The sequence below is a fragment of the Pseudonocardia sulfidoxydans NBRC 16205 genome (genome assembly GCF_007989085.1).
Lineage (GTDB): Bacteria > Actinomycetota > Actinomycetes > Mycobacteriales > Pseudonocardiaceae > Pseudonocardia > Pseudonocardia sulfidoxydans.
Genome location: NZ_BJVJ01000005.1, coordinates 146361 through 171663 on the forward strand (window position 1 = coordinate 146361; position 25303 = coordinate 171663).

The window sequence follows — 25303 nt, forward strand, 5'->3', positions numbered from 1 at the left end:
GCGCAACCTCACTGCGCGGCAGCCCGCCGGCGACAGCAGTGGGGTTGCGCCCGGTGCGTCGGTTCAGGCCAGCAGCGGGGCCAGCCGGTCGGCGTGCTCGCGCAGCAGCGCGACGAGCTCGATGTTCGGGTCGGCCACCCGCGTCGCCGGGCCCGACAACGCGAGACCGGCGACGAGCCGCCCGTCGCCGGGCGCCCGCACCGGCACCGCGAGGCAGCCGCGGTCGGCGCGCAGCTCCCCGCACTGGCGGGCGATGCCGTCGTGGGCGACCTCGTCGATGCGGGCGGCGAGCTCGCTCGTCGACGACACCGTGTGCTCGGTGAACACCCGCAGCTCACGGACGAGCGCGCGCCACTCCGGCTGGTCGGCCAGCAGCAGCCGGCCCAGCGCCGACACCTGCGGGTAGCGGGCCAGCAGCGCGGCGTCGCTGGGGGGATGGTCCGGGTCGGGGTCGACGAGAGTCACCTGCCCCGCCCCGAACGACGCGAGGTGCACACCCCAGCGGACCAGCCCGCGCAGATGGTCGACGACCGCGCGGGCCGCGGTCGGTGGGGTGGTCGTCACCGGGACGGCGAGCCGGGCGGCGCGGCGCCCGAGCGCGAACCCCTTCAGGTCGGGCAGCCGGACCAGGTACTCCTCCCCCACCAACAGGTTCAGCAGCCGGTAGGTGGTGGCCTGCGGCATCTTCAGCGCCGCGGAGATCTCCTTGGCGGTGATGCCCGGCCCCGCGGCGACGACCTCCTCCAGCACGGCCAGCGCGCTGCGCACGGCCCGGGGCTGGCGGCCCGAGAGCGGGAGCGGGTCCCGCGGCGCGGTCACGCGGCCCGGCCCGGGTCGCCCAGGACGTCGGCGGCGACGGTCTCGTCGTAGACACCGATCGACGCGACCTCGGCGGGGCGGCGCAGCCTCGCCCACACGAACCAGCCGACGGCCGCGGCGGCCAGCGCGGCGAGCACGACGACGACCGGTGTCCGGCCCGAGGCGAGGACGTAGGCGACCAGCGCGGCGAGCAGGATCGGCACGATGACGGCGGTCGCGGCGACGGCGCTCCAGGTGAGCTCCCCGATGCGGCGCAGGAACACCGGGGCCGCGAGGCACACCAGCAGGTAGGCGACGAGGAAACCGCCGGTCGCGACCGTCAGCAGGAACACCAGCAGCGGCGCGAGCGCCGTCCCGGCCGCGACGGTCGCCGCGAGCCCCACCACGAGCACGGGCACGACGACGGCGATCGCGACGTGCGGGGTCGCGAACCGGGGGTGGGTGCGGCCGAACGCGCGCGGCGCGACGCCGTCGCGGGCCAGGGAGAACAGGACGCGGGCGAGCGCGTTGGTGGTCGCCAGGGCGCAGGCGAAGAACGACATCGTGAGGCCGAGGTCGAGCAGCGGGGTGAGCCACGGCCAGCCGCCGGCGGCGGCGAGCACCGGCACGGGGGCGTCCTGGGCGGCGAGCCCGCCGGGCACCGACGCGAACCCGACGACCTGGGTCTGCGCGGCGAACACGCACAGCAGCCCCGACACCGCGGCCGTCCACGTCACCGCGCGGGGCACGGTGCGGAACGGGCGGCGCGTCTCGGAGCCGAGCGCCGTCGCGATCTCGAAGCCGATGAACGCCGCGAGCGCGGGCAGCACCCCGGCGACGATCCCGCCCACCCCCGGGCTCGGTTGCGGCAGGTCGGGTCCGGCGGGCGGCGAGGCGAGCAGCAGGCCGAAGATCGTGAGCATCAGCACGATCGACACCAGCTCGACCAGCAGCACCACCCGCGCCGACAGCCGCACACCGCGCAGCGCCAGCGTGCCCGCGGCGAACCCGACCACGACGACCGCCCCGACGGGCACCCACACCGAGACGGGCCCACCGAGCCGGGCGACGAGCGCCTGCAGATACGTCGCGCCGCCGGTCAGCGCCGCGGCGGCGAGCATCCCGTAGCCGACGAGCAGCGCCGCCCCGGACGCGAACGCGGCGCCGGGGTTGAGGCCCTTCGCGGTGAGGCTGTAGAGCCCGCCGGTCGCGGCCATCCGCCGGGTGAAGCGGGCGACGCAACTCGCGATCAGCAGCGCCAGTCCCGTCGCGACGACGAACGACCACACCGTCCCGCCACCCGCCGACGCCGCGACGATCGCCGGGGTGGCCGCCATCGCCGCTGACGGCGCGGCACCCGACACCGACTGCGCGAACACCTCCAGCGGCGCGAGCCCGCGGCGTCGCAGCCCGTGCACGGGCGAGCGTTCACGAAGCCGCGGCAGCACGGGGCGGTCGCGCAACGGGCCTCCTCGCCGGTCGGGGATCGAGCCGGAGCCTACGGCCGTGTCCGTCCCGGAATCCAGCCTCCGACCTGCGGCGACGGGTCGAATGAGAATTCCCGCGGGCCGATTCCCGGGGCGTGAGAACGTCGGCCGGCCGGATTCGCGCTGCCCGGGACCGGCCTTTGACCTCCTCGTCGCGGGCAGTGACGGTCGTCTCCTGTTCACACCCGCGCCCCCCGGCAGTCTCGTCGATGAGAGAGCGCCAGCGAACGAGTCATCAACACAGCGCCTGCGCGAAGCGCCGGCCGAGCGTCAGCGAGGCCGTGCGATGAGCACTACGGACCGGCACGCCCCGGAATCCACACCCGCACGCGGCCTCACCGGGTCGCTCGGGGTCGGATCGATCGTCTTCATGGTGGTCGCCGCCGCGGCCCCCCTCACCGTCATCGCGGGCACCGTCCCGCTCGGGATCGCCGCCGGCAACGGGCCCGCCTTCCCGACGACCTTCGCGCTCTGCTGCGTGATCCTGCTGCTGTTCGCGGTCGGGTTCTGCGCGATGAGCAGGCACGTCCCCAACGCCGGCGCGTTCTACGCCTACATCGCCCGCGGCCTCGGCCGCGCGACCGGTACCGGCGCGGCGTTCCTCGCCCTCGTCACCTACACCGCGGTGCAGCTGGCGGTGTACGGCTACATCGGCGCGGTGTTCGACGGTCTGGTGCAGCACTGGGGTGGCCCCGCGCTGCCGTGGTGGTTGTGGTCGATCGTCGCGCTCGCGATCGTCGCGGTGCTCGGCTACCGGCACATCGAGCTGTCGAGCCGGGTACTGGGCACGCTGCTGATCGCCGAGGTGGCGATCGTGCTCGTGCTCGACGTCGTGGTGATCGGGAGCGGCGGCGGCTCCGCCGAGGGCCTGTCGACCGCGCTGGTCCAGCCGTCGCAGGTCGTGTCGGGCTCACTGGGCATCGCGATCATGTTCGCGATCGCGTCGTTCCTGGGGTTCGAGGCCACCGCGGTGTTCCGCAACGAGGCCCGCGACCCCCAGCGCACCATCCCCCGCGCGACCTACACGGCGCTGCTCGTGATCGGTGTCTTCTACACGCTGTCGAGCTGGTCGGTCGTCTCCGCGTGGGGCGACAGCGCCGCCGTCGAGCAGGCCACCGCCGACCCGGGCAACATGCTGATCACGACGATCACGAACGTGCTCGGGCCCGTCGGCGGCGACATCGCGCAGGTCCTGCTGGTCACGAGCATGTTCGCGGCGCTGCTGTCGTTCCACAACGTGCTGGCGCGCTACTTCTTCTCCCTCGGCGGCTCGGGCGCGCTGCCCGTCGCGTGCGGACGCAGCCATCCCCGGCACCGGTCCCCGCACGTCGCGTCGGCGACGCAGTCCGTCACGGCTCTCGTGTTCGTCGCCGTGTTCGCGATCCTCGGGATGGACCCGGTGACGCAGGTGTTCGCGTGGATGGCCGGCACCGCGACCCTCGGCGTCCTCGCGTTGATGGCCTTGACCTGCGCCGCGGTGATCGTGTTCTTCCGCCGCGAGCGGGTCGACAGCAGGCCGTGGCAGACGCTGGTTGCCCCGTTGCTGGGGCTGGCGGGGCTGCTGGTGTGCCTGTGGCTGACCGTCTCCAACTTCCCGACGCTCATCGGCGGATCCCCCGCCCTCGCAACGGCGATCGGTGCTGTGCTGGTGCTGGCCTTCGTGTTCGGGCTCGTGTGGTCGCGCCGCCGGCCCGCCACCCCGGCTGCACCCACACCGGTTCCCGACGCACCCTCGCCGGCCACCGACGCCGCCTGACCGGAAAGGACCGCCATGACTCTCGCCGAGTCCCGCACCACCCACCCCCTGACGATGACGACCGCCGAGGAGGTCGCCGCCGTCCGCGAGGTGCTCGTCGACGCCGGCCTGCTCACCGAGCACGTCCGCTACGCCTTCTTCGCCCCCGAGGAGCCCGCCAAGTCCGAGGTCCTCGCCGGTGGCGACTGCGACCGCCGGTTCCGCGTCGTGCTGCTCGACATCGCGACGGGTCGCTCCTGGGACACCGTCGTCTCCACCGATCACCGCAGTGTGGTGTCGAGCCGTGAGCTGGACCCGCCGGTCGACGGCCAGCCCCCGATCATCGACACCGAGTTCGAGATGATCGAGGACATCCTCAACGCCGACGCCGGGTGGCTCGCCGCCCTGGAGCAGCGCGGCATCGCCCCCGCGTCGGTGCGGGCGGTGCCGCTGTCGGCCGGCGTCTACGACTACCCGGACGAGGCGGGCCGCCGCGTCGTGCGCGCCTTCGGGTTCCAGCAGGACCACGAGCGCGACCACCCGTGGGCGCACCCGATCGACGGCCTCGTCGCCTACGTCGACCTGACCCGGCGCAGCGTCGACCGGATCATCGACGAGGCCACGCACCCGGTGCCGGCGACGTCGGGCAACTTCGACGACCCCGAGGTCGCGGGCCCGCCGCTCGACTCGCTCAAGCCCATCGAGATCACCCAGCCGCAGGGCCGTTCCTTCACGGTCGAGGACGGGCACGTCCGCTGGGGCAAGTGGGACCTGCGGATCGGGTTCAACGAGCGCGAGGGCCTGACCCTGCACCAGATCGCGTTCGACGACCGGCCCATCTGCTACCGCGCGTCCGTCGCCGAGATGGTGGTCCCGTACGCCGACCCGGCGCCGGTCCGCTTCTGGCAGAACTACTTCGACTGCGGCGAGTACATGTTCGCCCGCTACTCCGACTCGCTGCAGCTGGGCTGCGACTGCCTCGGCGACATCCTCTACACCGACGCCGTCATCGCCGACGACCTCGGCAACCCGCGCACGATCCAGAACGCGATCTGCATGCACGAGGAGGACTACGGCGTCCTCTGGAAGCACTCGGACATGTTCACCGGGTCGCGCGAGACCCGCCGGCAGCGCCGGCTGGTGATCTCGTTCTTCACCCCGATCGGCAACTACGACTACGGCTTCTACTGGTACCTCTACCTCGACGGCACGATCGAGCTGGAGTGCAAGGCCACCGGCATCGTCTTCACCTCCGGCACGCCGGGCGAGTACGCCACCGAGATCGCGCCGGGCCTGGGGGCGCCGTTCCACCAGCACCTGTTCTCGGCGCGCCTGGACATGACCGTCGACGGGGCGAACAACTCCGTGGAGGAGGTCGAGGCGCAGCGGGTGCCGATGGGTGAGGGCAACCCCTACGGCAACGCCTTCCGCCGGAGCGTGACCCGGTTGCAGCGCGAGTCCGACGCCCAGCGTCAGGCGAACGCCGCGTCGGCACGGGTGTGGCACATCGTGAACCCGGAGAAGCGCAACGCGCTGGGCCAGGAGGTCGGCTACGTGCTGCACCCGACCGGCCAGCCCACGCTCCTGGCCGACGACGCGTCGTCGATCGCGGCGCGGGCGACCTTCGCGACGAAGGCACTGTGGGTGACGCGGTACGACCCGGCGCAGCGCTACTCCGCGGGCGACTTCGTCAACCAGAACCCTGGCGGCGCGGGCCTGCCCGCCTGGGTGCAGGCGGACCGTCCCGTCGACGGCGAGGACATCGTCGTGTGGCACACCTTCGGGCTCACGCATTTCCCGCGCCCGGAGGACTGGCCGGTCATGCCCGTCGACTACACCGGTTTCGTCCTGAAGCCGGCGGGCTTCTTCGACCGCAACCCGGCCCTCGACGTCCCGCCGACGGTGTCGGACCACTGTGCATCCCTGTGAGTGGCAATAGTCGCTATAGCGACTATTGCCACTCACGAGGTCTGTCAGCCGGCCTGGGCGAGCTCGGCGGTCTCGACCATCGCGCGGGCGACGACCGGGCGCAGCGCCTCGGGGATCGGCTGGTGCGAGACCCGCAGGTGGGCGACGGCGCGGCGCAGCGCGGTGACCTCGTCGCGCAGGTGCTCGATGACGGCGCGGTCGGCCGCGGCGCGTTCGCTGTCGACGGCCCCGGAAAGGCGCGACAGCTCGTCCACCAGCGGGCGCAGGGTCACGTCCACGACGGCACCTCTCTCTCGGCGACGGTCCGGCCACGCTATCGACGCGGACCTGCCGTCCGACATGTGTCGCGACCCAACGCGTGCGGGCCGGGGTTGGTGCGCCGGAACAAACCCCGGCTGCTCAGGCATCGAGGTGCTTCTCGATCTCCGGCCACACGTCGGGACGCTGGATCAGGCTCAGGTGCCTCGTCGCGGTGAGCACCTCCAGCCGGGAGTCCGGGATGCCCGCGGCCAGCTGCTCGGCCATGGCGGGCGGGGTGGCGTAGTCCTCGTCGCCGACCATCACCAGCGTCGGCGCGCTGATCGTGCCCAGTTCGCCGACGGCGGCAACGGTGCCGAGCGCGTGGCACGCGGCGGCGTGGGCGGCGGAGTCGGTGACGACGAAGATGTCGCACACCCGGCGCACCTCGTCCGCGTTCGCCTCGACGAACGACGGGCTGAACCAGCGGTCGATCTGGAAGTCGACCTGCTTCTCGCGCGGCACGTTCACGGCCTTCTCGGCGCGCTCGGCCCAGGTCTGCACCCGGTCGGGCCCGTAGTCGGCGGTGGCGTCGGCCAGCACGAGCCGGGCGACGAGATCGGGCCGGCGCTGCGCCAGCAGCACCGCCGTCGAGCCGCCCATCGACATGCCGATGACGTCGGCCGGGCCGCCGACGAGCGTCTCGATCAGCGCGGCGACGTCGTCGGCCATGTCCTCCCCGGTGAACGGGCGGCCGTCCCAGTCGGAGCCGCCGTGCCCGCGGGCGTCGGGAGTGATGACACGCCGGCGCGGCGCCCACTCCGCCGCGATCGGGTCGAAGAGCCTGCCGGACAACGCGAGGGCGTGCAGCAGGACGACGGGCCGGCCCTCGCCGACGTCGCCGGCCTCGATCGTGCCTCGTGCGGTGGTGGCCTTCACGCGGACTCCTTCGCCATGTCGTCGTGCCGGCGGCGCGCCATGTCGTCGTGCCGGCGGCGCGCCACGACGTTCTGCAGCGCCGTCCGGATCTCCAGGTAGGTGCCGCAGCGGCAGATGTTGCCCTCGAGGTGGGCGTCGATCTCGGCCGCCGTGGCGTCGGGGTTCTCGGCGAGCAGCTCGTGGCCCATCAGCACGAACCCGGGGATGCAGTAGCCGCACTGCATCGCACGGGCGGCGACGAACTCCTCGACGACGTCGTCGTCGGTGGGCAGGCCGTCGGCCGTGGTGATCGCGACGCCGTCGTAGCGGACGGCGCGGGCCAGGCAGCTGGAGACGCTGTGGCCGTCGGCGAGCACGGTGCAGGCCCCGCAGGCGCCGACGCCGCAGCCTTCGCGGACGCTGGTGTGCCCGAGCTCGCGCAGCACGTCGAGGAGCAGGTCGTCGTCGCCGACCGGCACGGTCCGGCGCTCGCCGTTGACGGTCAGGTCGATGGGGGTCACGAGTCCTCCTCGGACAGCGCGTCGAGGATGCGTTCCGACGTCAGCGGCAGCCGGGTGAACCGGATGCCGACGGCGTCGCGAACCGCGTTGGCGATGGCCGGGGCGAGCGGGATGATCGTCGTCTCGCCGACGCCCTTCGCGCCGTAGGGGCCGGTCCGGTGCGGGTTCTCGACCACGATCGGCGTGATCTTGTCGGGTACGTCGTGGATCGACGGCAGCTGGTAGTCGAGCAGCGTGCCGTTCACGATCTGCCCCTCGTCGAACACCATCTGGTCGAACAGGGCGTGCCCGAGGCCCATGACCGCGGCGCCGGTGAGCTGCTGTTCGACGAGCGCGGGGTTGATGGCGCGGCCGACGTCGCCCGCGATCGCGAGGTGCTCGACGTGGACGCGGCCCGTCATGGTGTCGACGGTCAGCTGCGCCGCCGCGGCCCCGGCGAACCAGTGCTCGGTGACCTGCGGCGAGCGCCCGGTCTGCTTGTCGTAGGGCTGCCACTGGGTGCGGAACTCGGCCTCGCTGGTCAGCGTCGTACCGCGGGCACCGAAGTGGCCGTGCAGCAGCTCCGGGATCGACGCGGTCTCCTGCGTCTGTGTGCTGACGAGGCCGTCGCCGGTGAGCTTCACGTCGGTCGCCGGGACGCCGAACCGGGCGGCGGCGATGTCGATCAGCTTGTCCCGCATGGCGTCCGCGGCCTTCCGGACGGCGTTGCCGGAGTGATAGGTCGAGCGGCTGCCCGCGGTGATCGTGTCGTAGGGGGTGACGTCGGTGTCGGCGGTGACGACCCGCACCGACCCCTCCGGCAGGCACAGCGACTCGGCCGCGATCTGGGCCATGATCGTGTCGCTGCCCTGCCCCATGTCGACGGTGCTGATCAGCAGCGTCGCCGACGCGTCCTGGTTGAGCTGCAGGACGGCGTTGGAGATCGTCGGGGTGAGGACGGCCTTGATGCCGACGGCCACGCCCCGCCCCCGCCGGTACCGCCCGGTCGGACGCTCGATCGGGGAGTCCCAGTCGAGTGCGGCGGTGACGGCGTCGAGGCAGCCGACGAAGTCCGCGGAGTGCATCGGCGTGCCGACGACGGACACGTCGCCCTCACGCAGCAGGTTGCGCCGCCGGAACGCGGCCGGGTCCTCACCACGGACGCGGGCCAGCTCGTCGACCAGCGACTCGTGCGACCACGTCACCTGCGGCACCCCGAACCCGCGGAACGGTCCGGCCGACGGCTTGTTGGTGTAGACGCAGCGCGACCGCACGTGGGCCTGCGCGATCTTGTACGGGCCCGACGCGACCATGCCGGACTTCGCGGTGATGCGCGGCCCGACGTCGGCGTAGGCGCCGGTGTCGTAGCGGACATCGGCGTCGGCGGCGACGATGGTGCCGTCGGCGTCGGCGGTCATGGAGCCGGTGACGGCGGCGCCGTGGCGCGTCGTCAGCAGGAACGCCTCCTCACGGGTGACCGCGATCCGCACCGCGGTGCGCCGGGTCCAGGCCAGGGCCGCGGCGAGCGGCTCGAGCCGGTCGTACATCTTGGCCCCGAAGCTGCCGCCGAGCGGTGCGCTGCGCACCCTGACCTTGCCCAGCGGGATGCCGAGCAGGTCGGCGACGGACTGCCGCACGTACGACGGGGTCTGCGTCGTCGACAGGATCTCCAGCCGCTCCCCGTCGCGCCACGCCGCGGTGAACGGCAGCTCGATCGGGACGTGGTGGGTCGGCGGGCACCAGAACTCGTGCTGCACGGTGGTCGAGCCGGGCGGCGGCGCTGCGGGCTCGCCGTGGCGCAGCACGTACTCGTAGTTGACGTTGGTGTCGCGGATTCCGTGCAGGTGCGCGAGGTCGCCGAACACGACCGAGGGCCGCAGCTCGTCGTGCACGAACGGCGCGCCGAGGACGGCGGCGTCGACGTCGTGGATCGGCTCGAGCTCGCGGTAGTCGACGGCCACCTCCTCGGCGCCGGCGCGGGCGGCGGCGTGGCCGCGGGCGATGACGGCCGCGACGGGCTCGCCGACGTAGCGGACCTTGCCGACGGCCAGGCACGGCTGGTCGGCGAACGCGGGCCCGGTGAAGATCGCGTCGCCCAGGATCGCGTGCAGCTCGGCTCCGGTGACGACGTCGACGACCCCGTCGACCTGGGTCGCCCGGGTGGCGTCGATGCTCTCGATGACGGCGTGCGGGCGGGTGCTGCGGGTGACGACGACGTCCAGGCAGGAGCGCAGGGCCTCGTCGGCGGCGTAGCGCAGCTCGCCGCGGACCTTGGCGCGGGCGTCGACGCGGGCCCAGCGCTCGCCGACCGCACCGCCGTCAGTGCCGACGGCGGAGACGCCGGAGTGTGAGTCGACGGTCATCGGGGACCTCCTCTCGTGGGGTGTCGCGCGGGGTGTCGGCCCAGGCGGCGCGGGTGGCGTCGGCGACGGCGACGCGGCCGAGCCTGCGCTTGTGCGCGACACCGCCGCGGACGTCGGGCAGCGGGTCGATCAGGGGTTCGGCGGCGGCGAGGGCGGCGTCGACGGCGTCGTCGGCGGACGCGTCGGCGGGCACCGGGACGGCGACGTACACCGGGGTGGGGGCGAGCGCCCCGAGCCCGATGCGGACCTCGCGGCCCCCGGTCGCCGACGCGGTGACCAGCACAGCTGCCGACGCGGCGGGCCAGTCGTTCGCGGCGAGGCTCGACAGCTTGGTGAACGCCGCGCCGCCCAGGGGCTGGGTCGGGACGTCGATGGCCGTGACCATCTCGCCGCGGCGGACCGCGGTCTCCTGGAACCCGGTGAAGAACTCCCGGATCGGGACGTGGCGCGGCCCGGCCGACGAGGACAGCTCGATGCGGGCGTCGAGCACCAGCAGTGCCGTCGGCGGGTCGAGGCGGTAGTCGCCGTGGGCGATGTTGCCGCCGACGCTCGCGGTGTTGCGCACCCGCGGGTTGGCGACGCGGCCGTAGACCTGGGCGAGCAGCGGTGCCCGGTCCTGCACGAGCGGGTCGGTCTCCATGCGCCGCAACGTGACCATGGTTCCGGCGCGCAGCCCGCCCGGCGTCGCGGCGAGGTCGGCGAGCCCGGGGACGCCGGCGATGTCGACGAGGTCGGAGGCGAACAGGACGCCCTGTTTGAGCAGGATCTGCACGGCGGTGCCGCCGCCGTAGACCATCGGGTCGCCGGCGTCGGCGAGCAGGTCGAGCGCGGCGCCGAGGTCGCGCGGGCGGTGCAGGGTGGCGGTCATCGGGCTCCCCCGTCGTCGGTTCCGGCGACACGGGCGCGGCGGCGGTCTCCGGCGACACGGGCGCGGCGGCGGTCGAGGAACCGCGTCGCCCGCACGGCGACCCACTCGGCGGCGCGTTCGGCGGCCCGGCCGCCGAGGTCGGCCGCGGTGGTGCGGGCCGCTGCGAGGCCGGCCCGCACCCGGGCCGCGGGGCGTGCCCGCACGGCCGGCACCGGCACGATCTCGGGGACCGCCGTGACGGGACCGCGACGCGACGCGACGACGGTGGCCGCGCCGGCGGCACCGAGCGAGACCGCGGGGGCGGGCCGCGGCCTGCGTGCCACCGGCGCCGCCTCGGCTCGGGGTGCGGCGGCCGTGGCCGCCGCGGGAACCGGTACCGGTGCGGCCGCGTGCGAGCGGACCTCCGGGTTTCCCGGCCCCGGCGGTCCGGCCGCGCAGACCGCGGTGAAGCGTTCGACGAACTGGCGCTCCACCTCCCGGCTGCGCCGCCCGACGATCGACTCGCCGAGCCGCCCGAGCTTGCCCCACAGCGCGATCTCGAGGTCCCAGTCGACGTCGGAGGCCGACGGGTCCGGGGCGGGCCGGACGCCGAGGCGGGCGTCGACCTTGATCGAGCTGCCGAGCCGGCGGTCCTCGCCGCGCAGGACGGCCCGCACGTGCGCGGGCTGCCCGGCGGTGACCTCGGCGGCCTCGGTGATGTCGGCGGTGAACCCGGCGCTGAACCGGACGTGGGCGATCTCGTTGACCAGCCGGCCGCGGTAGTGCGCCGGATCGGGACGTTCCAGCTCCTCGCACCCCGGGACACAGACCCGCATGGAGTCCGGGTCGAGGAAGTGCGCGAACACCTGATCGGGCGGCGCCGGAACCCGGAAGGACGAGGTGAGCTTCATTTGACCACCAGAGAGGACTAGTTATCTCGCATGCAGGACAGTAACACTGCGTTGCGCGACGTCAACCGACGTCGCGGCGCTGTGATCGGCGTCGGCGCTACCGTGGGCCGCAACGGCGGCCCGCCCACCTGCGGCGCGGCCCTGCAGTGCGGTGGGGGGAGACATGGCGAGCGACGTGCCCGCGGTCGTGAACGCGGTCCGGCTGCTGGAGCGGATCGCGCGGGAGTGGCCCGACCCGGTGTCGACGGGGACGCTGATCGATGAGCTCGGGCTCAACCGCAGCACCTGCTACAACATCCTCGGCACCCTCCAGCGCGCCGGCTGGGCCGCGACCCGCGGCGACCGCGGCGGCTGGTGGCTCGGCCCGCGACTGCTCGCCGTCGCCGGGTCGGCGCCGGACTGGGTGGGCGACATCGTCCGCCAGGAACTGGAGGACCTCAGCCGTCGGCTCGGCTTCCTGGTGTTCGCCCTGCGCAGGCACGGTCCGTCGGACTACGCCGTGGTCGCCAAGGCCGACCGCGGCCACGGCGTGCGCATGACGGTGGGCGTCGGCGACACGTTCCCGTTCTCCGCGCCCGCGATCATGCGTGCGTTCCACGCCTGGTCCGCCCCCGACGAGGTCGACAGGCTCATCGACAAGCACGGCCTGACGGCGTTCACCGACGAGACGACGGTCGACCGGACGGCGCTGCGTGCCGAGCTCGCCGCCACCCGGGAGCGCGGGTACGGGCAGAGCCTGCGCGAGTACGAGCCCGGCCAGTCCGGCGTCTCGGCTCCCGTCTTCGACACCAACGGCCAGGTCTCGATGGCCCTGTGCTCGCTCGCGTTCGCGTCCGAGCTCAACGAGCGGACGGTGGGCAACGCCGGTGAGCTCGTCCGCGCGTGTGGCGTACGCATCACCGAACGCACCGGAGGCACGTTCCCGACACGCTGATTCGGAGTAGTTTTCTTCGTCTCTCCGCATCTGCGCCTCTCTGTTCGTCGCCGCTTGACGCTCTCACCGCGCCGCCCTAGCGTCTCGCGCTGCACATGATGTCCTATCCACAGGACATTCCGTCCTATAGGCAGAGTGGCCGGATACCGGACATTCACCTCGACGGCTCGAGCCACCGCCGCGCCCCTGGCGCCCGGGAGAGGAGCACCGGTGCAGGACGACACGACCACGACGGCGACCTCGGCGTCCCCGACGCAGACCCCACCCCCCACCGAACCGGACGGCGCGACCGGCCGCCGCTGGTACCAGGACCTCGACCGGTCGCAATGGCGGTCGCTGCTCGCGGCGAACCTCGGCTGGCTCTTCGACGGGTTCGAGACCTACGCGCTCATCCTCACCGCCGGCATCGTCCTGCGCCGCCTCGATCCCGGCGCACCGCAGAGCCAGGTCGCGTTCCTCACCGGGGTGACCATCGCGATCACGCTGCTGGGTTGGGGAATGGGCGGAATCCTCGGCGGCATCTTCGCCGACTACTTCGGCCGCCGCCGCGCCCTGCTCACCTCGATGGTCCTCTACGCCACGTTCACCGGCCTGTCGGCGCTGTCGTGGTCGTGGGCGTCGTTCCTGGTGCTGCGCTTCATCACCGGGTTCGCCCTCGGCTCCGAATGGGGAACCGGCACGTCGCTGGTCGCGGAGATGTGGCCGGCCAAGGCGCGGGCCAAGGCCGCCGGCCTGATGCAGTGCGGGCTCGGGCTCGGGTTCTTCATCGCCTCGGCCGTCTGGTTCTTCGTCGCCCCCATCGGTCCCGACGCGTGGCGGATCATGTTCGCGATCGGCGTGCTGCCCGCACTGTTCGCGCTGTGGCTGCGCCGCAAGGTCCCCGAGTCGCCGAACTGGACCGGCGCCGCCGAACGTCGCAGAGCACTGAAGGCCCGCGGGCGCAGCGAGCTCACCGAGTCCGAACGTTCCTTCACCCGGCTCACCCTGCGCCAGATCATGGCCGACCCGAAGCTGCGCAGGCTGACCATCCTCGGCTCGCTGATGTCGCTGGTGACCACGCTCGCCTGGTGGGGCATCTCCACCTGGGTGCCCCTCTACGTCTCCGGCCTCGCCGCGGGCCAGGGCCACTCCGCAACGGCCTGGGCCAGCGGCGCCGGAATGATCTACAACGCCGGCGCGATCCTCGGCTACGTCAGCTTCGGCTTCCTCGCCGACCGCTTCGGCCGCAAACCCACCGTGCTGCTCTACTTCGCCGCGTCACTGGTCATGACACCCGTGCTGTTCCTGTGGACGCACAGCATCGGGCTCGTCGTGATCGTGCTGATCGTCAACGGCTTCTTCACCCTCGGGCAGTACACGTGGATGCCGGTGTGGCTGCCCGAGTTCTACCCGACGCACCTGCGCGCCACCGGCGCCGCGTTCGTCTTCAACGCCGCCCGCTTCATCGCGTTCCTCGGCCCCCTGCTGTCCGGCTGGATCATCTCCCAGCTCGGCGGCTACGGGATCGCGGCGACCGTCGTCGGCTGCATCTACATCCTGGGGCTCGTCGTCGCCCCGTTCTGCCCGGAGACCCGGGGCCGCCCGCTCCCCGAGTGACGCACCGCCCGAGCGTCGCGACACCCGCCGGTCTAGCGTGTCGCCGTGCTGCGCATCGCGATGATCGGGACGCTCACCGTCCTCGGCGCGCTCGCCGTCGTCGCCGCGGTGACGCTGGGGCCCGGCTGGTGGGTGGCGGCCGCGATCCTGGGCGCACTGCTCGTCGTCGCGGTGTACGACGTCGCCCAACGCCGCCACGCCGTGCTGCGCAACTACCCCGTCGTCGGGCACATGCGCTACCTGCTGGAGAGCATCCGCCCCGAGATCCAGCAGTACTTCGTCGAACGCAACGTCGACGGCAGGCCTTTCGACCGCGACACCCGCAGCCTGATCTACCAGCGCGCCAAGGGAACCGCCGGGGAGAAGGCGTTCGGCACCGAGCGCGACGTCAACGAGGTCGGCTACGAGTACCTGCTGCACGCGACGGTGCCGCTGCCCCCGCCCGACGCGCCGCACCGGGTCCGCATCGGCGGCCCCGACTGCACCAAGCCCTACGACATGGCGCTGCTCAACGTGTCGGCGATGAGCTTCGGGGCGTTGTCGGCCAACGCGATCCTCGCCCTGAACAAGGGTGCCGCGGCCGGCGGGTTCGCCCACGACACCGGCGAGGGCGGCCTGTCGCGCTACCACCTCGAACACGGCGGAGACCTCGTGTGGGAGCTGGGCAGCGGCTACTTCGGCGCCCGCACCCCCGACGGCGGTTTCGACCCGGACGTGTTCGCCGCCAAGGCCGCCCACCCCGCGGTGAAGTGCGTGGCGCTCAAGCTCAGCCAGGGCGCGAAGCCCGGCCTCGGTGGCGTGCTGCCCGGGCCGAAGGTCTCCGCGGAGATCGCGGCCGCCCGCGGCGTGCCCGAGGGGCAGACGTGCACGAGCCCGCCGGCACACCGGGTCTTCACGACACCGCGCGAGCTGGTCCGGTTCATCGCCCGGATGCGGCAGCTCGCGGGCGGCAAGCCCACCGGCATCAAGCTGTGCGTCGGCTCCCGCGTCGACGTCCTGGCCCTGTGCAAGGCGATGGTCGCCGAGGGCACCGGGCCGGACTTCGTCGTCGTCGACGGGTCCGAGGGCGGCACCGGCGCGGCCCCGCCGGAGTACGAGGACCATGTCGGTGCCCCGCTCACCGAGGGCCTGATGACCGTCCACAACTCACTCGTGGGCGTCGGGCTGCGCGAACGCGTCCGGATCGGGGCGTCGGGGAAGGTCTCCACCGGCTCCGACATCGTCAAACGCCTCATCCAGGGCGCCGACTTCACCAACTCGGCGCGGGCGATGATGATGGCGACCGGCTGCATCCAGTCCCAGCGCTGCCACACCAACACCTGCCCCGTCGGCGTGGCCACGCAGGACCCGCGCCGGGCCGCGGCGCTCGACGTCGACGACAAGGGCGAGCGGGTGCGCCGCTTCCAGCAGGCGACGGTCGCCGAGGCGCACCGGCTGATGGGGTCGATGGGCTCGCGCGGGCCCGCCGACCTCGGGCCGCACCAGCTGCGCCGGCGGATCGGGCACATGGACACCCGTTCCTACGCCGAGCTGTTCGACTGGCTCGAGAACGGCGAGCTGCTCGCCGAACCGCCGCGCGGCTGGGCGGGCGACTGGAACCTGGCCTCGCCCGACCACTTCGGACGCCTCTGTGAGCGGCGATAGTCGCTGTGGCGACCATCGCCGCTCACCAGCTTCCGGAAATGGGGAGTAGACAGCTCCGCTATCCGATAGCTACGGTATCCATGTGCGCGTCTCCGAACTGAGCCAGGCGACCGGGGTCCCGGTACCGACGATCAAGTACTACCTCCGCGAGGGCCTGCTCCCCCGCGGCGAGACGACGACCTCACCCAACCAGGCCTCCTACAGCGACGAGCACGTCACACGACTGCGGCTGATCCGCTCGCTGCTCGACGTCGGCGGGCTCTCGGTCGCCACGGTCCGCGACGTCCTCGCCGCGGTGGACGACCCGGACACCTCGCTGCACGACGTCCTCGGCCGCGCCGTCGGGACGGTCACCGCGACGGGCGCCGACGCCGACGACGAGCACCACGCCCGCGCCCGCACCCGCCTCGCCGGGCTGATCGACGACCGGGGCTGGCACGTCAGCCCGCACGCCCCGGCCCGCGAGGCCGCCGTCGCCGCGCTGGCCACCATCTACCGGCTGGGCCTGGAGAACCTCGACAGCCTCGCCGACGTCTACGCCGGCGCGGCCGAGCAGGTCGCCGAGGCCGACCTCGGCTCGGTCGTGCAGGTCGCCGACCGTGACCGGCGGGTGCAGACCGCGCTCGTCGGCACCGTCGTCGGCGACGCACTCTTCGCCGCCCTGCGCCGCATGGCGCAGGAGCACACGTCCGCCAAGCACTTCCCCCCTGCACAGGATCCGGAGCAGCGATGACCACCACCCTCCGTACCGCGTTCGCCTGGCATCGGCCGTTGATGGCCCTCGCCGCAGCGATGCTCGCGCTGACCGCCGTCGGGATCGTCGGCATGGTCGTCGACGACCGGGTCCTGACCGGGTTGCCGATCTGGGACAAACCCACGAAGTTCGCGATCTCCATCGCGGTCTACTCCGTGGCCTGGGCCTGGCTGATCTCGCAGCTGCGGGTGCAGCGACGCCGCGCCTGGTGGGCCGGGACGGTCGCCGGGGCGTTCCTGGCCGTCGAGATCGTCGTCATCGTGACGCAGGTCGTGCGGGGTACCACCAGCCACTTCAACAACGCCACCACGTTCGACGGGTGGATGTGGCGGGCGATGGGCATCTCGATCGTCATCGTGTGGCTCGCGACGCTCTACGTGTGCGCGCAGCTGTTCCGCCGCCGCGACGGCGACCCCGCCCGCACCCTCGCGATCCGCGTCGGTTCGGTGCTCGCCCTGATCGGGATGGCGCTCGGGTTCCTGATGACGACCCCGACCGCGGCCCAGATCGCCGAGGGTGGCGACATCATCGGGGCGCACAGCGTCGGCCTGGCCGACGGCGGGCCGGGGCTGCCGCTGCTGGGCTGGAGCACCGTCGGCGGCGACCTGCGCATCCCGCACTTCGTCGGAATGCACGCGCTGCAGGCGATCCCGCTCGTGCTGATCGCGCTGGAGCTGCTCGCGCCGCGCGTCACCGCGCTCGCGTCGTCGACGGTGCGGCGCCGGCTCGTGTGGGTCGCGACGGGCGCCTACACGGGGCTGCTCACGATCCTGACGTGGCAGGCGCTGCGCGGTCAGTCGGTCGTCGCGCCCGACGCGGCGACGCTCGCCGCGGCCGCCACGGTCGTCGTCGCAACGGTCGTCGCAACCCTGGTCGTCCTGCGCCACCGCCCTCCCGCACCGGAGCCGGCCGTCCGGTCCGACCCCGAGAACCGGGGCGTCCCGAGCGCTGTCTGACGGGCAGCCGACTACCGCGCCGGGTCCGCTCGTGAGCGGCGATGGTCGCTATGGCGACCATCGCCGCTCACAGGTTGTGGGGCAGGTCGTCCTCCATGTAGGCGCGGACGATCGCGTCGAAGTCCGCGTCGCCGCGCAGCCCGAGCGCCTCCGCGCGGCTGGTGTCCCACGCTCCCGGCCAGGTCGCGGCGATGGCCTCGACCGCCGGGTCACGCCGCCAGCTCACCCGGGCCGCGACCTCCGGGCCCGCGACGCGTTCCAGCGCAGCGGCCATCTCCCCCACCGACACCGACACACCGGGCAGGTTGATCGCCCGCGACCCACCCAGCCGCCCGGGCGCGAGCTCGGCCCCCGCGACCAGCGACTCCACCGCGTAGCGCGGCGAGAGCACCCACATCCTGACCTCCGGCGGCACCGGGACCACCGTCGTCACACCGGCCAGCGGCTCGCGGACGATCCCGCTCGCGAACCCCGACGCCGCCGCGTTCGGCTTCCCCGGACGGACCGTCACCGTCGGCAGCCGCAGCACCCGCCCGTCGACGTGCCCCCTGCGGGTGTGGTCGGCCAGCAACAGCTCCGCGCACGCCTTCTGCGTGCCGTAGGAGGTCTGCGGGGTCAGCGGCGTCGCGTCGGTGACGACGTCGGGCAGGTCCCCGCCGTACACGGCGACGGAGCTGGTGAACACCACCCGCGGCACCGACCCGGCGGCCCGGCAGGCGTCGAGCAGCAGCCGCGACCCGTCGAGGTTGATCCGCATCCCCAGGTCGAACTCCGCCTCGGCCTGACCGCTCACGACCGCGGCCAGGTGGAACACGACGCCGGTCCGCGCGTCGACCGTCTCGCCCAGCAGCGCGGGATCGGCGACGTCGCCGACGACCGTGCGCACCCGCGGGTCGCCCTCCCCCGCACTCGCGGCGACGACGTCGAGCAGGACGAGCTCGTCGACCGACCGCCCGTCGAGCTCCCCGCGGTCGAGCAGCGTGCGGGCGAGCCTGCCGCCCAGGAATCCCGCGGCACCCGTCACGACGACCTTCATCCGTCCCCCGCCCTCCGGGCGTCCCCGCCCGACCCGATCCGTCGACGCCGGCCGAGCCTACGGCCGCGATCTCCGCGCCGAGAGGTCTTGGCCGTGGCCTCCCGCCCTCGCTACGTTTCGTTCGGCGCCACGTGGCCCCGTCGCGGAGGGAGGACGTCCTGACGACCGGCTCCGCCCTTCCCACCGCGGCGTCCCACCTCTGGCAGGCGCCGTCGGCGGCACTAGCACGTCACGACCCGGATTGGACGGCGCTGCACCGCGCGGTCCGCGTCACCCTCGTCGCCTGCGTGTGCTTCTACCTGTGCCACTACGTGATCCGCAACGACACGACGGCGCTCTACGCCCTGTTCGGCGCGATCGCGCTCGGGGCGCTGTCGGAGGTGACGGGATCGCGCGAGCAACGGCTGCGCGGGTACGCGATCGCGTTGGCCGTCGCCGTCGTGCTGGTCACCATCGGCACGTTCGTCGCGGTGAACACCGCTGCCGCCGTCGCGGTGATGCTCGTCGTGGGTTCGGCGATCGCCTACTCCGGGGTCACCGGGCAGCGGGTCGCGGGCGTCGCGAACGGGCTGCAGCTGTTCTTCGTGCTGCCGTGCTTCCCGCCGTTCACGCCCGACCAGCTGGGCGACCGGCTGGCCGGGGTCACGCTCGGCATCGTCGCGCTCGCCATCGCCGACCGGTACGTGCTGCCGGTGCCCGACCGGCCCGACCCGCCGCTGCGGTTCCGGGCGTCGGTCGAGGCGTCGGCCAGGTTCGCCGAGGTGCTGGCCGCGGCGCTGCGGGCGGGACCGTCGAACGGCCCGGCACTGCCTGACGTCTGTACCGACGCCCGTGCCGCCGCGCTCGACGCCGCCGAGGCGTTGCGGCTGAGCAACGTCCCCCTGCCGGAGCGGCCGCTGGGGTACGGGCTGCGCGACCGGTCCCTGTTCGCCGTGGCCGCGGCGTCGCGCCTGGTCACCGCCCGCACGTCGACCCTTGCCGCGCTGCTCACCCCCGAACAGCCGCACCCCGTTACCGCCGACCTGCTCGACGCCGCCGCGACGGTGCTGCGCGGCACCGCCGCCACGCTCGGCGGCGGGTCGCCCCCGTCGCTCGCCGAGCTCGACGCCACGATGGAGGTCTACCTGCAATCGCGGGTGCGCCATCTCCCGTTGACGACCGGGCCGACCGACGACCTGCGCGCCGGGCTCGCCGCGGCCGCAGCGGCCCGGGCCGCGCGCATCGCGGGACTCGCCGCGCACGGGTTCCACGGTGTCCCTCCCGCCGGTGAGCTCCCCCGCGAGCTGTGGTTCCTGCGGGCGTCGGCGTGGCAGCTGCTGCTGCACCGCGTCACCGCCAACCTGACGCCGCGGTCGGTGTACCTGCAGAACGCGGTCCGCGTCGGTATCGGGCTCGCCGTCGCCCGGCTCCTCGCGGGCGTGTTCGACCTCTCGCACGGGTTCTGGGTGCTGCTCGCGACGCTGAGCCTGATGCGGACCTCGGCCGTGGCGAGCCGGTCGACGCTGGTCAAGGCGTTCGTCGGGACACTGGGCGGCGCTGCCGTGGCCGCAGCGGTCCTGACCTGGGTCCCGGTCGACGTGTACCCCTGGTTGCTGCCGGTGACGATGGTCGTGGCGTTCGTCGCCGGCCCGCTGTTCGGTGTCGCGGCGGGCCAGGCCGGGTTCACGATCGTCGTGTCGCTGCTGTTCGCGCAGCTCACCCCGTCGACATGGCAGCTGGCCGAGGTGCGCCTGGAGGACGTCGTGCTCGGCGGGCTGGTCGGCGCCGTCATCGGGGCCGCGGTGTGGCCGCGGGGCGGCTCCGGCGAGCTGCACCGCATCGCGGCGGAGGCCCTGCGGGCGGGCGCCGACAAGGTCGTCGGCACCATCGCGCTGCTCGCGCGCGGCACCCGACCCGCGACGACCGACCTGCACAGGCTCGCCGACCTGCTCGACCACACCTACGTCCAGTCGCGCACCGAACCGGGCGAACCGGGACCCGAGATCGACTGGCTCGCCACGGTCACCGTCGTGCACCGGTTGTCGACGTACTCCGCCACGCTGCGGGAGCGCCACCCCGACGCGCCCGCGCTGCCGTGGCCCGCCGAGGCGGACCGGCTCACGGCCGGTGCCGACGAGGTCGCCGCCGCACTGCGCGCCGCCGCCGACGCGGTCGCGGCGCGCACGCCGGTGCCCGCACAGGTCGTCGCGACGTGCCGGGACGCCGTCGCCGTGCACGCGCCCCGCGACCTGGCCGACGACGCCGAGGCCGGGCTGCGGGTACTCGACGCGTGGGCCTGGCTCGTCACGGTCACGGCCGACCTGGACCGGGTCGCCACGCCACCCGGCACCACCGGCCCGGCCTCCGCTCAGGCCACCCACGAGCGGTCGGCGGTGAAGCCCACCGACATCGACGGGTCCTGACCGAGCGCCCGGAAGCGGTCCCGCAGGTCGGCGCGCACGGCGTCGAAGTCGGTGACGGTCTGCGCCGTCGAGTCGGGGGTGACGACGAAGTCGACCTCGACGTCGAGCCTGCTGCCGACCTTGGACGCCCGCAGGAACACCTCGGCGAACCCGCGGTCGCGCCGCACGTCCTCCACGCACGCGAGCAGCTCCTCGCGGGGCCGGCCCCCACACCAGCGACACCACCACGAACGCGACCGACGCCCAGACCGAGACGCGCAGGGTCCGGGCGTCGGCACGGGCGTCGGTCAGTCCCGGGGGCCGGTGAACAGGTCGTCCCAGCCGCGGACCGTCCAGCGCGCGACGACGCCGCCGGAGACGAACGGGTCGCCCGCGATGAACTCCTCGGCCGCCTCGCGGGAGGTGAAGACGCCGATCGCGGTGCCGTCGAACGGGTCCTGCAGCGGCCCGGCGTGCACGAGGACCCCACGGTCGTGGAACTCGTGCAGCCGTGCGACGTGCGCGGGCCCGTGCTCCTGCGCGAGCGGGCCGAAGCCGTCGGACGGCTCGTAGGTCATCACGAACAGTGTCGGGCTCACGGTGCGGTCACCTCCTCCACGAGTCGCTTCAGGCCGTCGAGGACGGTGCCCCAGCCGGGCCCGGACACGCTGCGGGCGGTGCGGGGCGAGTCGTCGAGCCGGTCGTGGACGACGGTCAACCGGCACGATCCGTCGCCGGTGTCCTCGATCTCCCAGCTCACGCGGCTGGGTGGTTCCTTCGCGAGCTCGGGGTCGTAGGCCGAGCGCCACTCGTGGACGAGCCGGCGCGGTGGGTCGAACTCGCACACCGGTCCGTCGCCCCAGTCGGCGCCGTCGGGGCCGCGGGAGGTGTGCCACTCGGCGGTGTTCTCGACGTGGGCGCCGTGGAAGTACAGCCGGGTCCGGTCGGGAGCGGTGATGGCCTCCCAGACCTGCTCGGGGGTGGCGCGCAGCAGCACCTGGTAGAGCTGCGTGGAGAGGTCACTCACTCCGGTCCTCCTCCTCGAACGAGCGTTGCAGGCCGGCGAGGAACGACGCCGGACCCTCGGTGTACTTGTCGATCCAACGGTCGTGGATGCGGCGGATGGGCACCGGGTTGAGGAAGTGGAGCTTCTCCCGGCCGTTGCGCCGGGTGACCACGAGTCCCGCGTCCTCGAGCACCCGCAGGTGCTTCATCACCCCGAACCGCGTCATCTCGACGCCCGCCTCGAGATCGCCGAGGGTCCGCCCGTCCTGTGCGAAGAGCCGGTCGAGCAGCATGCGGCGGGTCGGGTCGGCAAGGGCCTTGAAGATGCGGTCGTCGTCCATCCCGCGCCACAATAGGTGACCTATGAGTCACCTAACAAGAGGAGGATGACGAGCCAGAACCCGCCGCCCTCGCTCGGCAGCCGTCCTGTGGCCGCCCGCGGAACCAGCCGCGACCCGGCCTCACGCCGATGTGCGTCGACGAGGAACACGCCCAGCCCCCCGAACGACGCCGCGGCCAGGCCCGCCGCCGGCTGCCCCGCCGCCAGCAGGGCTGCCGCGGCCGCGGTCGACCCCGCACCCATCGCGAGGGCCGTCCAGCGCATCGTCGGCGTCGGCCACCGCCCGAGGAACTCCCCACCGACCGTGCCCTCGCGCGCGCCGCGCGGCGAGAGCACCACGACCAGCACCACACCGATCCCCATGATCATCCCGACGCCGACGGCCGTGACCGCTCCCATCGCGCTCCCCCGCTCCCCGTCCGGCCGGTCCGGACCCGGCCGTCAGCGTCGCGAGCACGACGCGCGGGGACGAGGGGGCGGACCCCCGGGGCGCGGGGGCGAACCCCCGACCCGGCCCTTCAGGTACCGACGTTCGCCTCCGCCCCGAGCTCGACACGCTGCGGCGCAGACCCCTCGCGCGCGGTGCGACCCTCGGTGAACACCCTCGCCACCGGCCCTCGCCAATCGTCGGTGCCCGATGCGAACATATGTTCGTGTCCGGAGCCGCCACGATCCTGCACGCCGACCTCGACGCGTTCTTCGCCTCCGTCGAGCAGCGCGACGACCCGTCGCTGCGTGGCCGTCCGGTCATCGTCGGCGGCGGCGTCGTACTCGCGTGCAGCTACGAGGCGAAGGCCGCGGGGGTGCGCACGGCCATGGGCGGGCGGCAGGCGCTCGCGCTGTGCCCGGGCGCGATCGTCGTGGCGCCGCGGATGCACGCCTACTCGGCCGCGTCCAAGGCGGTGTTCGCGGTGTTCCACGACACCACGCCGCTGGTCGAGGGCATCTCGATCGACGAGGCGTTCCTCGAGGTGGGCGGCCTGTGGCGGATCGCGGGCACCCCGGTGGACATCGCCGCCCGGCTGCGCCGGGAGGTCGCCGAACAGGTGGGGCTGCCCATCACGGTCGGGGTGGCACGCACCAAGTTCCTGGCCAAGGTGGCCAGCGGCGTCGCCAAACCCGACGGGCTGCTGCGGGTGCCGCCGGAGGCCGAGCTCGCGTTCCTGCACCCGCTGCCGGTGGAGCGGCTGTGGGGCGTGGGGAAGGTGACGTCGGCGAAGCTGCACGCCATGGGGCTGCGCACCGTCGCCGACGTCGCCGACCTGGGCGAACCCGCGTTGGTGTCGCTGCTGGGGCGGGCGTCGGGACGGCACCTGCACGCGCTCGCGCACGGGCTCGACCCGCGTCGCGTGGAGACGGGACGACGGCGCCGGTCGATCGGCTCGCAGCGGGCGCTGGGCCGCCGTGAACGGTCGGCCGAGGAGCTCGACGCGATCGTCGCCGGCATCGTCGACCGGCTGGGCAAGCGGCTGCGCGGGGCCGAGCGGGTGTGCCGCACGGTGGTGCTTCGGCTGCGCTTCGGCGACTTCACCCGCGTCACCCGCTCGCACACGTTGGCCGGCGCGACGGCCCACACGCCGACGATCCTGGCCGCGGCGCGCCGGCTGCTGGTCGACGCGATGCCGCTGATCCGTGAGCGCGGCATCACGCTGGTCGGGCTGTCGCTGGCCAACCTCGACCGGGACGGCGCCGTCCAGCTGACACTGCCGTTCGCGCGCGACTCCGGCCCGGAGCTGGACGCGACGCTCGACGCGCTGCGCGAGCGGTTCGGCGGGGAGGCGGTCACCCGGGCGGCCCGGCTCGGGCACTCCCCCGGCATCCAGATGCCGACGCTGCCGGACACCTGAGACGGGGCACGACCGAGTCGTCCGTTGCGCGACCGGCCTGTGTGCGACGCGCCGCAATCGTCCTCCTCGGACGGTACGGCTTGGATAACCTACGGCTGTGCCCGCGGTTCGCCTGTCGCCCACGTCCTACGTCGTCCTGGGCATGATCGCCCTGCGGGGGCCGTCGACCCCCTACGACCTCAAGCGCGCGGTCGGCCACTCCGTCGGCTACTTCTGGCACTTCCCCCACGCGCAGCTCTACTCCGAGCCCGAGCGGCTCACCGCCGCCGGCCTGTTGACGTGTGAGACCGAGACCGAGGGCCGCCGCCGCAAGACGTACTCGATCACCCCGGCCGGCACCGAGGCGCTGCAGAGCTGGATCGCCGAGCCCAGCGACAGCCACTTCCAGATACGCGACCCCGCCGAGCTGAAGCTGTTCTTCAACGAGGTCGGCGCTCCCGACGACGTCGCCCGCCTGGCCAAGGGGCAGATCGAGCGCCACGAGGAACGGATCGCGCTCTACGAGAGCATGGTCGCGCGGTTCGGTCCGGAGCCCGCCGACAATCCGCGGCTGATCACACTCGAGCTCGGGCTGGAGGTCGAGTACGCGACGCTGCGGTTCTGGCGCGCGCTCGCGGCGGGTGACCTCGCCGGGCTGCGGCGGCGCCGCGGCGAATCGGCGTAACGGGTCGCTCGGCGCCGTTGTCGTAACGGTGGGGCCGCAGGCTGCGACTTCCCCCGGACAGAAGAACGAGCACGATCCGCGCACGGCAGCCACAGCACCGCCAGGAGACGAGGTCGGCATGTTCAAGAGCTCGCACCACGACAAGAACAAGTGGGACTCGAAGCACGAGCAGCACGACAAGCACAAGTACGAGGAACAGTACGGCGGGCAGCACCACAAGGGCCACGACGACTGGAAGGACACCAGCTGCAACGACAGCTGGGACGACAAGTCGACGTACCACCACTGGGACGACAAGTCCTACCAGCACCAGGACGACTGCCACCCGCACCGCGACGACAGCAGCTGGGACAGCTCCGGCGGCTACGGCGGGCACGGCAGCCACTGACCCACCCCGACGGCGCCGCCGGCCCGAGCCCCG

Annotated in this window: 25 protein-coding genes; 11 read left to right on the forward strand and 14 right to left on the reverse strand. The window is 73.4% G+C overall.

Annotated elements, in window-relative coordinates; translation table 11 throughout:
• Positions 1-63 precede the first annotated feature (63 nt).
• Positions 64-768: an IclR family transcriptional regulator gene (locus tag PSU4_RS04665; RefSeq protein WP_246114937.1), complete on the reverse strand. Its 705-nt coding sequence runs from the start codon at positions 766-768 to the stop codon at positions 64-66.
• Between the two features lie 47 nt (positions 769-815).
• Positions 816-2261 (reverse strand): APC family permease, encoded by a 1446-nt coding sequence (locus tag PSU4_RS04670; RefSeq protein WP_147102714.1) that lies wholly within the window; start codon positions 2259-2261, stop codon positions 816-818.
• Between the two features lie 310 nt (positions 2262-2571).
• Between PSU4_RS04670 and PSU4_RS04675 the strand changes: the two genes are divergently transcribed.
• Together PSU4_RS04675 and PSU4_RS04680 are read left to right on the forward strand one after the other, a co-directional pair.
• Positions 2572-4041: an APC family permease gene (locus PSU4_RS04675; protein ID WP_147102716.1), complete on the forward strand. Its 1470-nt coding sequence runs from the start codon at positions 2572-2574 to the stop codon at positions 4039-4041.
• A 15-nt stretch (positions 4042-4056) separates the two neighbouring features.
• The gene (locus tag PSU4_RS04680) at positions 4057-5949 is read left to right on the forward strand and encodes a primary-amine oxidase (protein WP_147102718.1); all 1893 of its coding nucleotides are present in this window, start codon (positions 4057-4059) and stop codon (positions 5947-5949) included.
• Between the two features lie 44 nt (positions 5950-5993).
• On the opposite strand, the gene PSU4_RS04685 is transcribed toward PSU4_RS04680, so the two are convergent.
• From PSU4_RS04685 to PSU4_RS04710, 6 genes are all read right to left on the reverse strand, one after another.
• Entirely contained in the window at positions 5994-6227 is a 234-nt protein-coding gene (locus PSU4_RS04685) for a hypothetical protein (protein WP_147102720.1), read from the reverse strand.
• 121 nt (positions 6228-6348) lie between these two features.
• Positions 6349-7125 carry an alpha/beta fold hydrolase gene (locus tag PSU4_RS04690; RefSeq protein ID WP_147102722.1) on the reverse strand — a complete coding sequence of 259 codons (777 nt, stop codon included), beginning with the start codon at positions 7123-7125 and terminating at the stop codon, positions 6349-6351.
• Positions 7122-7625 (reverse strand): (2Fe-2S)-binding protein, encoded by a 504-nt coding sequence (locus PSU4_RS04695; RefSeq protein WP_246114938.1) that lies wholly within the window; start codon positions 7623-7625, stop codon positions 7122-7124. Before PSU4_RS04695 ends, PSU4_RS04690 begins: the two co-directional genes overlap by 4 nt.
• Positions 7622-9967: a xanthine dehydrogenase family protein molybdopterin-binding subunit gene (locus PSU4_RS04700; protein WP_147102724.1), complete on the reverse strand. Its 2346-nt coding sequence runs from the start codon at positions 9965-9967 to the stop codon at positions 7622-7624. The genes PSU4_RS04695 and PSU4_RS04700 overlap by 4 nt, the downstream gene beginning before the upstream one ends.
• On the reverse strand, positions 9924-10835 hold the full coding sequence (locus tag PSU4_RS04705) for an FAD binding domain-containing protein (protein ID WP_147102726.1): 912 nt from the start codon (positions 10833-10835) through the stop codon (positions 9924-9926). Before PSU4_RS04705 ends, PSU4_RS04700 begins: the two co-directional genes overlap by 44 nt.
• A complete protein-coding gene (locus tag PSU4_RS04710; RefSeq protein ID WP_147102728.1) occupies positions 10832-11725 on the reverse strand; it encodes an SRPBCC family protein in 894 nt (297 codons plus the stop codon). The genes PSU4_RS04705 and PSU4_RS04710 overlap by 4 nt, the downstream gene beginning before the upstream one ends.
• Before the next feature lie 163 nt (positions 11726-11888).
• Between PSU4_RS04710 and PSU4_RS04715 the strand changes: the two genes are divergently transcribed.
• The 5 genes from PSU4_RS04715 to PSU4_RS04735 all read left to right on the forward strand — a co-directional run bounded on the left by PSU4_RS04715 (position 11889) and on the right by PSU4_RS04735 (position 17609).
• The gene (locus PSU4_RS04715; protein ID WP_147102730.1) at positions 11889-12659 is read left to right on the forward strand and encodes an IclR family transcriptional regulator; all 771 of its coding nucleotides are present in this window, start codon (positions 11889-11891) and stop codon (positions 12657-12659) included.
• Positions 12660-12869: 210 nt separating this feature from the next.
• Positions 12870-14255, forward strand: a complete 1386-nt coding sequence (locus tag PSU4_RS04720) for an MFS transporter (protein WP_147102731.1) — start codon at positions 12870-12872, stop codon at positions 14253-14255.
• Between the two features lie 45 nt (positions 14256-14300).
• Positions 14301-15899 carry an FMN-binding glutamate synthase family protein gene (locus tag PSU4_RS04725; protein WP_186816739.1) on the forward strand — a complete coding sequence of 533 codons (1599 nt, stop codon included), beginning with the start codon at positions 14301-14303 and terminating at the stop codon, positions 15897-15899.
• An 82-nt stretch (positions 15900-15981) separates the two neighbouring features.
• On the forward strand, positions 15982-16632 hold the full coding sequence (locus PSU4_RS04730; protein ID WP_147102733.1) for a MerR family transcriptional regulator: 651 nt from the start codon (positions 15982-15984) through the stop codon (positions 16630-16632).
• Positions 16629-17609 carry an aquaporin gene (locus tag PSU4_RS04735; protein ID WP_147102735.1) on the forward strand — a complete coding sequence of 327 codons (981 nt, stop codon included), beginning with the start codon at positions 16629-16631 and terminating at the stop codon, positions 17607-17609. Before PSU4_RS04730 ends, PSU4_RS04735 begins: the two co-directional genes overlap by 4 nt.
• Positions 17610-17676: 67 nt before the next feature.
• On the opposite strand, the gene denD is transcribed toward PSU4_RS04735, so the two are convergent.
• Positions 17677-18645 (reverse strand): D-erythronate dehydrogenase, encoded by a 969-nt coding sequence (denD, locus tag PSU4_RS04740; protein WP_147102736.1) that lies wholly within the window; start codon positions 18643-18645, stop codon positions 17677-17679.
• Positions 18646-18776: 131 nt separating this feature from the next.
• Between denD and PSU4_RS04745 the strand changes: the two genes are divergently transcribed.
• Entirely contained in the window at positions 18777-21047 is a 2271-nt protein-coding gene (locus PSU4_RS04745) for an FUSC family protein (RefSeq protein ID WP_147102738.1), read from the forward strand.
• Here PSU4_RS04745 and PSU4_RS04750 read toward each other — a convergent pair.
• The 5 genes from PSU4_RS04750 to PSU4_RS04770 all read right to left on the reverse strand — a co-directional run bounded on the left by PSU4_RS04750 (position 20993) and on the right by PSU4_RS04770 (position 22770).
• Positions 20993-21223, reverse strand: coding sequence for a hypothetical protein (locus PSU4_RS04750; protein WP_147102740.1), 231 nt, complete (start codon positions 21221-21223; stop codon positions 20993-20995). The genes PSU4_RS04745 and PSU4_RS04750 overlap by 55 nt on opposite strands.
• A gap of 111 nt (positions 21224-21334) precedes the next feature.
• Positions 21335-21625 (reverse strand): YciI family protein, encoded by a 291-nt coding sequence (locus PSU4_RS04755; RefSeq protein ID WP_147102743.1) that lies wholly within the window; start codon positions 21623-21625, stop codon positions 21335-21337.
• Complete coding sequence (locus tag PSU4_RS04760; RefSeq protein ID WP_186816740.1) at positions 21622-22053, reverse strand: SRPBCC domain-containing protein; 432 nt, start codon at positions 22051-22053, stop codon at positions 21622-21624. The genes PSU4_RS04755 and PSU4_RS04760 overlap by 4 nt, the downstream gene beginning before the upstream one ends.
• A complete protein-coding gene (locus tag PSU4_RS04765; protein ID WP_147102745.1) occupies positions 22046-22372 on the reverse strand; it encodes an ArsR/SmtB family transcription factor in 327 nt (108 codons plus the stop codon). Before PSU4_RS04765 ends, PSU4_RS04760 begins: the two co-directional genes overlap by 8 nt.
• A 20-nt stretch (positions 22373-22392) precedes the next feature.
• Positions 22393-22770 (reverse strand): hypothetical protein, encoded by a 378-nt coding sequence (locus PSU4_RS04770; protein WP_147102747.1) that lies wholly within the window; start codon positions 22768-22770, stop codon positions 22393-22395.
• A 248-nt stretch (positions 22771-23018) separates the two neighbouring features.
• Here PSU4_RS04770 and dinB point away from each other — a divergent pair, with 248 nt between their 5' ends.
• The 3 genes from dinB (at position 23019) to PSU4_RS04785 (ending at position 25270) form a co-directional block, all read left to right on the forward strand.
• Positions 23019-24218, forward strand: coding sequence for a DNA polymerase IV (dinB, locus tag PSU4_RS04775; protein ID WP_147102748.1), 1200 nt, complete (start codon positions 23019-23021; stop codon positions 24216-24218).
• 97 nt (positions 24219-24315) lie between these two features.
• Complete coding sequence (locus tag PSU4_RS04780) at positions 24316-24882, forward strand: PadR family transcriptional regulator (protein ID WP_307724770.1); 567 nt, start codon at positions 24316-24318, stop codon at positions 24880-24882.
• A gap of 118 nt (positions 24883-25000) precedes the next feature.
• Positions 25001-25270 (forward strand): hypothetical protein, encoded by a 270-nt coding sequence (locus PSU4_RS04785; protein ID WP_147102750.1) that lies wholly within the window; start codon positions 25001-25003, stop codon positions 25268-25270.
• The last annotated feature ends 33 nt before the right edge of the window (positions 25271-25303 follow it).